The organism is Nostoc sp. UHCC 0251 (assembly GCF_034932245.1).
In the GTDB taxonomy this organism is placed as follows: domain Bacteria; phylum Cyanobacteriota; class Cyanobacteriia; order Cyanobacteriales; family Nostocaceae; genus Nostoc.
In genome coordinates, this window is the sequence record NZ_JAYGHD010000413.1 from 1 (window position 1) to 10,553 (window position 10,553).

Sequence of the window (10,553 nt, forward strand, 5' to 3'; positions counted from 1 at the left end):
TGGCTCCCCTACATATACTTAGATTTTTTCATAAATCAAATACTAGTCCTATATATAGCAAAAACGGGCAGTAGGAAACAATCTGTAAAAGTTTCTTGCTGTCTAATGGATAAATATGGATTTTTTAAGGGTTGGAGGAGGTGAAAGTACGCTTTCAACTAAAATAATCTGCGATCACACAAATTATTCAGCATTAGTTACCACCTACTCAATCGCGTTAACGCACCCTACTTACTGTTGGTTCTGGAAGTGGAACACCTACATTTTCGTAAACTACCAAGTTGGGTCACTAAACAAATTAATTGTCAATTCCTCGCGTGGCGGTACTGCGCTGATACAAGCGCGGACGATTTCTCCATCCTCTAATTCGACGGTGCAAGCGTGACAAGACCCCATGAGACAACCGGTGGGAATAAATACCCCAGCCCGGTCTGCTACATCTAAGAGGGCTTCTCCCACTTCGGCATCTACTATGACATCATCTGGTAAAAAGCGGACACGAACAATCATTGGTCATTGGTCATTTGTCATTGGTCATTGGTCATTAGCAAATGACTAATGACACTCTAATCGAAAAAATGTGCGATTTTTATTGCGAATTGCGTTAGCGCAGCGGGGCGTAGCCCATTGCGAATTGCGAATTGCGAATTGCGAATTGGACTTATGCACTTAGTTTAAGACAAAAATGGAGTTAGGTCTAAATGACTTTCTACTTCAGTAGCTAGGGAGTCCAAAACCTGCTCTCGCTGTTCTCGGTAGTTGGCAACTCCGGTGGGCAAAGATTTTAAACCGCGCTGTTGACGGAGGCGATTTAACCAAGCCCGTCGCCAAGGGCCGTTGTCAAAAAGCCCGTGGAGGTAACTTCCCCAAACTGATTGGCAGCTATCCACTAACCCTAAATTAATATCATCAAATAGAGCATGATACGATTGAGGGTCTACACCTTGTTGTTCGATGCGCGATCGCCCTTGGTGAATTTCAAAGCCATTGACTGGTAAACCCTGTTGTGGATAATTTGAGCTAACTTGGCGCTGACGGGCAATTTTTTGTCCGGTAATTACTGTTCTAATTGGTAAAAGATTTAACCCCTGGAATCTGCCTGCTTGTCCTTCTATCCCTTCTGGATCAGCGATGATTTGACCGAGCATTTGATAGCCACCGCAGATACCTAAAACCGTTCCCCCAGAAGCAGCATAGTGTTGAATAGCTTCTGCCATCCCGCTCTTTTGCAGCAGTAGTAAATCAGCAATTGTGGTCTTTGTACCTGGGAGGATCACGGCATCAGGATGTCCTAAATCTTGCTTAGGACTGAGGTATTTTACTGAAACTGTGCTTTCTGATTCTAGTGGGTCAAAGTCAGTGAAGTTGGCAATTCTTGGTAAGCGAATGACGGCAATATTGAGGTCAGTTTGGGTTTTATGCGATTCACGTTCCAGCAAATCCAGGGAGTCTTCTGCTGGAAAAACCTGTTGTAGGTAGGGTATAACACCAACAACGGGGATACCAGTGCGTTCTTCTAACCATTTTATTCCTGGTTCTAGGAGCGATCGCTGGCCTCGAAACTTGTTAATTACCACACCCTTAATTAAGGCACGTTCATCTGGTTCTAATAACTCTAAGGTTCCAACGACATGGGCAAAAGCACCACCCCGATCAATATCAACTACTAACATCGTTGGCGCATTTAAATGTTTTGCCACCCGCATATTGGTTAAGTCGCGGTGCTTAAGGTTAATCTCGGCTGGACTACCGGCACCTTCACAAACCACCATGTCAAATTCTGTTCCTAAATGCTGTAGCGATTCTTCAATTGTCCGCCACCCCAGGTCAAAATATTGCTCGTAGTAATCTGAGGCACTTACTTTACCAACAGACCTGCCTTTAATAATTACTTGGGAAGTCATATCCCCTTGAGGTTTGAGTAAAATTGGGTTCATTTCTACCCAAGGCACGACTCCCGCCGCCCAAGCTTGCACTGCTTGGGCATAGCCAATTTCTCCACCATTGGCAGTGACATAAGCATTTAAAGCCATATTTTGACCTTTAAAGGGAGCCACCCGCCAGCCACGCCGCGACAGAATGCGACAAATAGCTGTAGTTAAAAGTGATTTCCCTGCATGGGATGTTGTCCCCACCACCATAATTGATTTCATAGTTGTTATTAGTTAGTTTTTCAAGATACAGGGTGAATTTTTAGGAGTGAAGAATAGCCGAGCAGGGGGAGATGAGGGAGCAGGGGAGGCAGGGGGAGCAGAATATTGACCAATGCCCAATGCCCACCATAACCATCACAAATTTGAATTAGATGATTATGGTAAAGACTTCATGAATAGACGTGATGTTTCCGTATATATTGTTCCCTTTGATTGCCTAATCCTAACTTTTTGGTTTTTTATTCTAAAAGGGTATCCGCAACCAACGAATCACAGCATCGGATAAACGATCGCGCCATGAAGGAGTACGCCAATTTTTTCCCTGATATTGTTCCACCAACTGGCGACCCAAGGGAGTGAGGCGAAAAGCATCTGTAATTCCCTGGCCATCGACTTCACGGCGTAATACCCCCACTTGGATCAGCCAGCCCAAGGCGTTGTCACATGCCAATTCTGATAAGGGGCGCTTAGTATAGCCCTGTTTGAGACCATTTTCTAGAGCGATCGCAGTTAATGACACACTTTGGTGTCCCATGACTTCAAATAAAGATAGATTAAAGGGCGAACACACTAGCGATCGCTCGGCTCTTTCTACTGTGGTCTGAGGATAGACAAAAATATTTGGGTTTTGGGAATCAACAGCAGGCATTGTGTATTGGTAGAAATTTTTCTTCTGATAAAGATTAATTTAAGAATATATTTTTTCTTGTACCAGCTACCTCATCTAACCAAAATTTGGTTACTGAAAGTATATTTATGCTGTTTTTTACTAAATATATTTAATCATTATAAATTAATGTAAAATTTCAAGTGCATCAACAATCTGAAACAGGAAAGGTTAATTATGCCTCTAGCAGTTGGTACGGATGCACCTGCATTTACCGCCAAAGATACAAACGGCAACACAGTTTCGTTATCTGATTTTGCCGGGAAGACGGTCGTTTTGTATTTTTACCCAAAAGATGATACGCCAGGCTGCACCAAACAAGCCTGTAGTTTTCGAGATGCCCAATCTGAATATCAAAGTAAAGATGTTGTCATCTTGGGAGTCAGTGCAGATGATGAAGTTGCCCATCAGGCATTCACCCAAAAATATAATTTGAATTTTCCCCTACTGGCTGACACTGACAAATCCCTAATCAAAGCTTTCGATGTGGATGGCGGCGGTTATGCCAAGCGCGTCACTTATGTAATTGACCCCAGTGGCAAAATTACCCATGTTGACGCTAGTGTAAATACCGCTACCCATGCTAGTGATGTTTTAGCTGCACTTGGGCTGTAGTTTTTTACCTGATGACTAAGGATTTTTTAAGAGCCTAACTTCAACCCCAAACCCCAAACGGTTTGGGGTTCTTTATTGGAATTCAGTTACCTGATGCTGGTGTAACTGATGCTGGTGGAACTGATTGTGGTATAACCAATGGCGAAATGGGAGTTGCTTGCTGTTGTTGACCTTGAATTAGTTTTTGTTGCCTAGCTTTAAAGGCTGCTGCTGCTGAGTCTAGTTGTTCGTTTTGCTGGTCAGAATTCCAGTTAAGAGTCCCGAAATTTGCCTTATGAATCAGGTCAAACATGTTGAAATTGTCTGAGTTTGAACGGGAGAACGGATCGGTATTTTGGTCTGTTGTACTATTACTAGGAAAAGCATCCACTGGGCTGACTTGAGCCGAACTTGGTTGAGCCATGAGCAAGGAAGCAAAGCTAATCCCTGCCACGGTGGCCACAAAGAGTCTAGGAATTTGTAAAAATGGTTTTTTCATGAGACTGTAACCCTAAAATTGCTCTATTTTATCTCTTTAAGCAAGAGTGCGCCGCAATTGTGGCTGAATGCTCAGTAAGGCGACAAGGGCAAAGCCAAACAATACGAGCAACGCTCCCCCGAAGGTAACATCACCCCAAGGAGCTTGCATTACTACGCTACTTAGTCTCCAACTACTGTGGAGATAGAGATAGCGAATGGGTTCGATCGCATAGCTGAGAGGATTTAGGGTAGCTACAACCTGCAACCACTGAGGCATGAAGGATAGAGGAGCCAAAGCTGTACTAGCAAACAATAATGGTAGATTGGTGACAAAAATTACTGCAATCAATTCAATGTGTCCGGGTAGAGCAAAAGCTAAACCGAGGGAGATTGCTGTTACACCCAAAGCTAAGAGGAAGACAATTAGAGCGATCGCAAATAAACCCGTTGCATCTGGTAGTCCAGCCCCAATAACCGCTGCTGCACCAACAATTACGGCTGCTTGCAGCAAACTTTGGCTGATGATAAAGATTGCTGAAGCAAAGACAATAGAAAACCGGGATGCTAACGGCGCAACCAGCAAACGATTCAAAAAGCCGAACTCGCGATCAAACATTACGGGCAAACCAGCATTCAGCGCCCCAGCAAAGGCTGTAAAAACAATTACTCCAGCAGCCAAAAATTGACCGTAATTTGTCGTACTGCCGAACAATCCCTTGGGGGCATTTTGAAATAATGCACCAAATAGCACCAACCACATCACTGGCTGAATAATTCCAGCAACCAATGTGGAGGGACGCCGTTGCAACTGAATAAACAAGCGACGAGTTAAAGCCAGCGTCTCTTGTACTAATTCACCAAAAAAGTTAGGTGTAGGATTAACATCTACTTGTGGCGATGCTAACGGCTGCCAATTGATATCAGATTTAGGAGTAACGCTCATAAATAATTGGGGAGTGGGGAGTGGGGAGTGGGGAGTGGGGAATTGGGAGTGGTAAATATCTCCATGCCCAATGCCCCATTCGCTATGCTTTATCTCATATTCTGCTTCTTCTCAGCCTTGGGATCGCGAGTGGCAACGGCTGCCAGTTCTGCATCCATCAGGGTGCGTCCTGTAGCGGCGAGGTAAACATCATCGAGGCTGGGGCGAGATTGGGCTATGCCAAATATGGGCAAGCCAGCAGTATTTAGAGCTTGCTGTATGTTAATCAGAACATCGTTTTGAGGTATCACTACTAAGTTGAGGGAATTACCTTGAGCGCTGTTGATGATCACTTCTTGCACAAACGGCAAAGGTTGCAGGAGGTTTTTCGCTTTTTCTGCTTCCTCAATGGGGGAAAACTCGCGGATTCGCAAAGTAATGCGATCGCCCCCTACTTGATCTTTCAATTGCGAAGGTGTGCCACTGGCAATCACAACGCCGCGATCTATAATTGCTACGCGATCGGCTAAGGCATCAATTTCTTCTAGGTAATGGCTGGTAATTACTACCGTCGTCCCAGAGGCGCGTAATTTTCGTAAGAAATCCCACACCACAAACCTAGTTTCTATGTCAAGTCCTACAGTTGGCTCATCCAACACCAAAACATCCGGTGCATGAAGCAACCCAGCAGCCAAGTCTAGACGCTTGCGTAAACCACCAGAGTAGGTTCCTGTTTTTTTGTTGGCGTATTCTTGCAAACCAAGTAAATCTAATACAGTCTCAATGCGCTGTTTGGCTACTGCGCCTGGGAGGTGATAAAGTGCGGCTTGCAGTTGCAGCAGTTCTCTTCCAGTCAGCACCTTATCTATAGCGACTTCTTGAGCTACGTAGCCTAATCGTTGTCTTGCCAGTCTCGGATTATCTAACACAGAGATGCCAGATACTTCGATTTTGCCAGCATCCGGTGTGGTCAGCGTACATAAAGCACGCAACGTAGTAGTTTTCCCAGCACCGTTGGGGCCAAGTAAACCAAAAATTTCTCCTGGTTCTACCTGAAACGAAACATCTTGGACGGCAACCACTGTACCGTAGCGCTTTTGCAAATTTTGAATGAAAACGGCGGGAGCCATGACAGCTTTTCCCCAACTATACAAATCTCAATAAAGTCTATCTTTATTGTAGAAGGTGGAGAGCAAAGTTGATCTGGGTTTAAAGTTGCTTTATCAAGCAAGTTAAAATAGGCACAAATGAATCAGTAGAGCAAAAATAATCTTTCTCTTTTGCCCATTTGCTTCTTATTGACAGGATTGGTAATTGAGCAGCACCCAAAAATTACCCATTCATAAAATTCCAGTTAATATCATAAACTGCTTTATTTACTAGGGCGAATATATCCTTCTGCTTCCAATTTTTTTAAGGCTCTTTGAGCTGCTGCACGTCCATATCTTTTGCCAATCTCATAAGATTCCTGATAAATTTGGGGAATAACGGTAATTGTTTTTTGTCCTAAAGGTGTCTGATAAAATGTAATAAGTTGTTTTATTTCTTCATTAGTAAAATATTTATTGTAAATAGGAATAATCTCATTTACAAGATCATCTGATTTAAATTCAACAGCAAACTTATCCCAAAATTTTTGAGGTACTTGAGGGTAATCGGACTTAACATTATTTAATAATTGAGTGAGAATCTGTCGAGAAAGATTTTTCACACCAGTTAACTCGAACAATTTTTTGATATTATTAGTCTTTTCGATTTCTTGAGCGTTATTACTTGGTGCAATAGTATTAGTTGGACTTTGAGCAAAAGCGGCTATATTATAAGTTGTTATCATAGAAAGTACAACTGCTACTAACCAAAAATTTATTTTCATTTATTTAAATTTATTTTTAGTAAAGTATTATTATTCAGGTAAATTTGACAAATGGGCAACCATTGTAAGAAATGTATTCAAATTTTAACCTTAAATTTATCATATAAGTCATTATTTTACTACCTTTAGGGTACGTAAACTAATATCACTACAACCACTGATAAACCCTCCCATCGCCTGAATTTGTTGCAGATAGTCAAGAACGGGTTTGGTGATGACTTCTCCCGGCATTAACAAAGGAATTCCTGGGGGATAGGGACAGATGATTTCGGCACAGATGCGATCGCTTGTTTGTGCTAAAGGTAGTATTTCACTGAGGGCAAAAAAGGCTTCACGGGGAGAAAAATGTAAAGCATAACCTTGTGTACTTAAAATATTCTGCCAATTCAGACTTGTAACAGTTAAGTTGGTTCGGCGATATTCTTTGGCAAGAGTAGTGAAACTTTGTACCAGTTGCTCAATATCGGCTGGGGTGTTGCCCAAGCTAATGATAAAGGTGAGATGTTGTAGTGAAGCGAATTCGGCGGTAACAGCAAATTTTTCATCCAGAATTTCATCTGCTTCAAATCCGGTTAAGCCTAAACCAGAAACTGTGACAGTTAATCGCGTTTCGTCTAAAGCGACAAAGCCGGGAGATCCCCCCAACCCCCCTTGAGAAGGGGGGCTAGAAATTTGTAAGACTGATAAGCCAGGAATTTGGCTGATTCTGGTTTTAGCTTCATCAGCAAGTTGCAAAGTGCGAGACATCAGCATTTTTCCGTGGAGTGCCATTTGCTGACGCGCTGCATCTAAAGAAGCTAAAAGTAAATAACTAGGACTGGTAGATTGTAAGAGTTGCAAAGCTTTACTGATGCGATCGCAATCTATCCTGTTACCTTGGATATGCAGCATCGATGCTTGTGTCATTGCACCAAGTACTTTGTGGATGGATTGTACAGTTAAATCAGCACCTGCGGCTAAGGCTGGAGTGGGTAGTTCTGGATGAAAGGCAAAGTGGGCGCCGTGTGCCTCATCTACAAGTAGAGGAATATTATATTGATGTGTGATGTTGGCGATCGCACTCAAATCTCCACAAACGCCGTAATATGTTGGGTAAACTGTCAACACTGCTTTAGCGTCTGGATGTTGTTTGAGTGCAGATTCTACAGCTTTAGGCGTAATGCTATGGGCAATATCTAAAACTGGATCGTATTCAGGATTGAGAAAAATTGGTATTGCACCGGAGAGAATTAAACCTGCGATCGCAGAAGAATGGACATTGCGAGGCAAAATGATTTTATCCCCCATGCCACAGGTAGCGAGAATTGCTGCTTCAATCCCACAGGTAGAACCATTGACAAGGAACCATGTTTGCGAAGCGCCAAATGCCTCAGCCGCTAGTTGTTGTGCTTCTTGAATAACGCCTTGGGGTGCAAAGAGATTATCTAAATCTGCTAATTCGGTTAAATCAGCGCGAAAGACGGTTTTACCAAGTAAGTCAGCCAAATGTTGAGAAATTCCCTCACCTAGCTTATGTCCTGGGGTGTAAAAAGGCGCATGGGGTCTTGCTGCATTGGCTTTTATCGCGTCTAATAAGGGTGTTTGGTTTTGATTGAGCATTTAAATAAAACAAACCGTTAATAATAAAAGTTGAAATCTGTTAAGGCATATTCATAAAATAATTAGCTTCTTACTGCACGCTCTCTCACCCATTGTTTTAACAGAGGAATTTCAAAATCATATCCTCCATTGATTTTGTGTAAAACATGATAACGCAACAAGCGGGTTAATACCTTTTCAGCAATTTCAGTAGTTATAGGTAATAAAATATCTGTCTTGGCAACTTGTAATAATAACTCTTGACCAATTACCATTTCTTCTGGTGTAGTTCCTGTAAATTCTGTCCAAATATTTGTAAAATAAGGTTGACCGGAAATAAATGCGTCATTAATAGAAGCTTGCAAGAGTTCAGCAGTAATAAAATCAGTATGGTTAAAGTTAGCTTGATTCACCATTGATGCGCCCAATAATTGTAGGCAGTAAGGGTGACAATTGGTAAGCATTAATACTTCTTTTACAATGTCTGGAGCGTAACGTAGTGTAAAAGCTGGATCTGGATTAAGCAGTAAATCCTCGGCTTCTTTAGGTTCAAGATAAAGCATTTCTATCGGGACAACGCTGATAAAATAGCTACTCCAATTTGGGCCTAATTCCTCTAAAGTTTGCACCCCAGAAAAGAGAAAACCGAGTTGTTCATAATGTTGAATTAAGTGGCGTAGTTGGTCAAATAAACGTAAAGTTATCTGTCCGTTTTGGATGGCTGTACCGATTTTTTCAAATTCATCAAGGTTGAGAAGAATTCGCCGTTCTCCAATTTGGCTAAGTGCTTCATCCAACCAATCTTCTAAGGTGGTGTAGGGACTAAGTTTAAAATCGGTGCGTTCAGGAATGTTTGGTAATTTAACGCCTTGACTTTTGCAGTCTTTATGAATTGCACGGACTAAGCCAAAGCACAAGTCAGATTCGCTGGTGGTAATGGCGGAACTTTGCATATCCACAAATACCGGGAGGATATCACTGGGAAGCAGGCGGGGAAAGTTATACAAAAAGGAAGTTTTACCACAGCGACGGGGGCCATGCAGCACAAGGGTAGGTCGGTCACGGTCTAAAACTCGACGGACAATTTCATTGGCAAATTTCTGACGACCTTTAAACAAGTTTTTTTGGTTAAGTCGCACCGGATTTCCATATTGGAACGGGTTGATTAGTTCGCCTTGAGAGAGTTTGCGTTGTTCATTTTGTTCCAGTTCAATAACCTTTTGCCAATGTTCCAGTACAGGTGTCCAGCGTTTGATGGCTTCGTTTTTAAGTCCCAGAGAGGGTAGTTGGGATTGTAATCGAACAACCTTGTCATTGATTTTTTCTAATCCTCGTTCTCGTAGGGCTATATTTTCATTTTCGAGTGCAGATTGAATATCTTGAATAATAGTTTGCAAGCGAGGGAGAAGGATAGAAAGTTCGGGTTTCACCTTTGGCAAAGGTGTTTCTGGAGTGGGGGTATCGCTGTCAGAATCGAGGTGATAGAAGGGGGAAATCAGGAAGGGTAATATAGGATGATCTGAGTTGGCAGTAAAAAGCAGTTCTGGGATACTTATAATTTTCTTGAGTTGGTCAGCGACAATTTGCGGTAAAGCATTTTGTAGGGTTATTTGAAATCCTGGTAAGGAAAAAGTTTGGATATATTGAAAGATTGTTAAGGCTTGTTGAGGTCTTTCACGAAATTCATAAACAAGAAGTTGAGCATGATTAGGTAAAGGTATCCATAGGAGTTCGCTAGTGTAAGGAGGTAATTGAAAAAGTATTTTTGCTATTTGGGGACGTAAGCGCCTAATTGTTGAATCTGAAAATCGGAAAAGTTTTAGTAAAGAATTAGGGTATGTATAATAACTACTTAAAAAGATAAAGCTATAATCAGGAAATATTCTGTAAGAGCTGACTAAGGTTACAGGGATAATTAATGCTGAAAGCCATCCTAAATTTTGGGCAGAAAGAGCTATTAAAATCACAGTAATGGTGATAAAAACTGTGTGGTCTTTTGCTGGTGCAAGAGCAAAAGCGATTAAACTTGCAACAATCGAAAACCAAATAAGCGGTAAAGTAGCAACTCCCGCCACTCCTCCCGCCACTCCTCCCGCCACTCGGAACGCCACGACTCCCGCCACTCGGAACGCCACGACTCCCGCCACGACTCCCGCCACGACTCCCGCCACGACGAACGCCACGACGACCGCCACTCCGTCCGCATTATCACTCTTTGTTATATTTTCTCTTACTAAGCTAATCGGCATTTAAATTGCAACATAGTCACTATTGCCTTTGTTTTTT

At 42.3% G+C, this 10,553-nt stretch carries 10 protein-coding genes; 1 reads left to right on the forward strand and 9 read right to left on the reverse strand.

Annotated elements, in window-relative coordinates:
* Nucleotides 1–273: 273 nt before the first annotated feature.
* The 3 genes from VB740_RS33735 to VB740_RS33745 form a co-directional block, all read right to left on the reverse strand.
* Nucleotides 274–510: a 2Fe-2S iron-sulfur cluster-binding protein gene (locus tag VB740_RS33735; RefSeq protein ID WP_323204176.1), complete on the reverse strand. Its 237-nt coding sequence runs from the start codon at nucleotides 508–510 to the stop codon at nucleotides 274–276.
* A 164-nt stretch (nucleotides 511–674) separates the two neighbouring features.
* A complete protein-coding gene (gene cobQ, locus VB740_RS33740) occupies nucleotides 675–2,153 on the reverse strand; it encodes a cobyric acid synthase CobQ (RefSeq protein WP_323204177.1) in 1,479 nt (492 codons plus the stop codon).
* 244 nt (nucleotides 2,154–2,397) lie between these two features.
* Nucleotides 2,398–2,802, reverse strand: coding sequence for an Npun_F0494 family protein (locus tag VB740_RS33745; protein WP_323204178.1), 405 nt, complete (start codon nucleotides 2,800–2,802; stop codon nucleotides 2,398–2,400).
* A gap of 195 nt (nucleotides 2,803–2,997) precedes the next feature.
* On the opposite strand from VB740_RS33745, the gene VB740_RS33750 reads away from it, so the two are divergent.
* Nucleotides 2,998–3,435, forward strand: coding sequence for a peroxiredoxin (locus VB740_RS33750; protein WP_190728635.1), 438 nt, complete (start codon nucleotides 2,998–3,000; stop codon nucleotides 3,433–3,435).
* Between the two features lie 82 nt (nucleotides 3,436–3,517).
* On the opposite strand, the gene VB740_RS33755 is transcribed toward VB740_RS33750, so the two are convergent.
* The 6 genes from VB740_RS33755 to VB740_RS33780 all read right to left on the reverse strand — a co-directional run bounded on the left by VB740_RS33755 (nucleotide 3,518) and on the right by VB740_RS33780 (nucleotide 10,516).
* Entirely contained in the window at nucleotides 3,518–3,913 is a 396-nt protein-coding gene (locus tag VB740_RS33755; RefSeq protein ID WP_323204179.1) for a hypothetical protein, read from the reverse strand.
* Nucleotides 3,914–3,949: 36 nt separating this feature from the next.
* Complete coding sequence (locus VB740_RS33760) at nucleotides 3,950–4,837, reverse strand: ABC transporter permease (RefSeq protein ID WP_323204180.1); 888 nt, start codon at nucleotides 4,835–4,837, stop codon at nucleotides 3,950–3,952.
* An 89-nt stretch (nucleotides 4,838–4,926) separates the two neighbouring features.
* Nucleotides 4,927–5,946, reverse strand: coding sequence for an ABC transporter ATP-binding protein (locus tag VB740_RS33765; protein WP_323204181.1), 1,020 nt, complete (start codon nucleotides 5,944–5,946; stop codon nucleotides 4,927–4,929).
* A gap of 242 nt (nucleotides 5,947–6,188) precedes the next feature.
* On the reverse strand, nucleotides 6,189–6,689 hold the full coding sequence (locus tag VB740_RS33770; RefSeq protein WP_323204182.1) for a DUF2059 domain-containing protein: 501 nt from the start codon (nucleotides 6,687–6,689) through the stop codon (nucleotides 6,189–6,191).
* Nucleotides 6,690–6,800: 111 nt separating this feature from the next.
* Nucleotides 6,801–8,288, reverse strand: a complete 1,488-nt coding sequence (locus tag VB740_RS33775; protein ID WP_323204183.1) for an aminotransferase class I/II-fold pyridoxal phosphate-dependent enzyme — start codon at nucleotides 8,286–8,288, stop codon at nucleotides 6,801–6,803.
* A 62-nt stretch (nucleotides 8,289–8,350) separates the two neighbouring features.
* Nucleotides 8,351–10,516 carry an AAA family ATPase gene (locus VB740_RS33780; protein ID WP_323204184.1) on the reverse strand — a complete coding sequence of 722 codons (2,166 nt, stop codon included), beginning with the start codon at nucleotides 10,514–10,516 and terminating at the stop codon, nucleotides 8,351–8,353.
* Nucleotides 10,517–10,553 lie beyond the last annotated feature (37 nt).

What these genes read in the sequence shown, in the direction of transcription:
- VB740_RS33735 (WP_323204176.1), bottom strand. Translation starts at nt 510, where the DNA reads ATGATTGTTCGTGTCCGCTTTTTACCAGATGATGTCATAGTAGATGCC.
- cobQ (WP_323204177.1), bottom strand. Translation starts at nt 2,153, where the DNA reads ATGAAATCAATTATGGTGGTGGGGACAACATCCCATGCAGGGAAATCA.
- VB740_RS33745 (WP_323204178.1), bottom strand. Translation starts at nt 2,802, where the DNA reads ATGCCTGCTGTTGATTCCCAAAACCCAAATATTTTTGTCTATCCTCAG.
- VB740_RS33750 (WP_190728635.1), top strand. Translation starts at nt 2,998, where the DNA reads ATGCCTCTAGCAGTTGGTACGGATGCACCTGCATTTACCGCCAAAGAT.
- VB740_RS33755 (WP_323204179.1), bottom strand. Translation starts at nt 3,913, where the DNA reads ATGAAAAAACCATTTTTACAAATTCCTAGACTCTTTGTGGCCACCGTG.
- VB740_RS33760 (WP_323204180.1), bottom strand. Translation starts at nt 4,837, where the DNA reads ATGAGCGTTACTCCTAAATCTGATATCAATTGGCAGCCGTTAGCATCG.
- VB740_RS33765 (WP_323204181.1), bottom strand. Translation starts at nt 5,946, where the DNA reads ATGGCTCCCGCCGTTTTCATTCAAAATTTGCAAAAGCGCTACGGTACA.
- VB740_RS33770 (WP_323204182.1), bottom strand. Translation starts at nt 6,689, where the DNA reads ATGAAAATAAATTTTTGGTTAGTAGCAGTTGTACTTTCTATGATAACA.
- VB740_RS33775 (WP_323204183.1), bottom strand. Translation starts at nt 8,288, where the DNA reads ATGCTCAATCAAAACCAAACACCCTTATTAGACGCGATAAAAGCCAAT.
- VB740_RS33780 (WP_323204184.1), bottom strand. Translation starts at nt 10,516, where the DNA reads ATGCCGATTAGCTTAGTAAGAGAAAATATAACAAAGAGTGATAATGCG.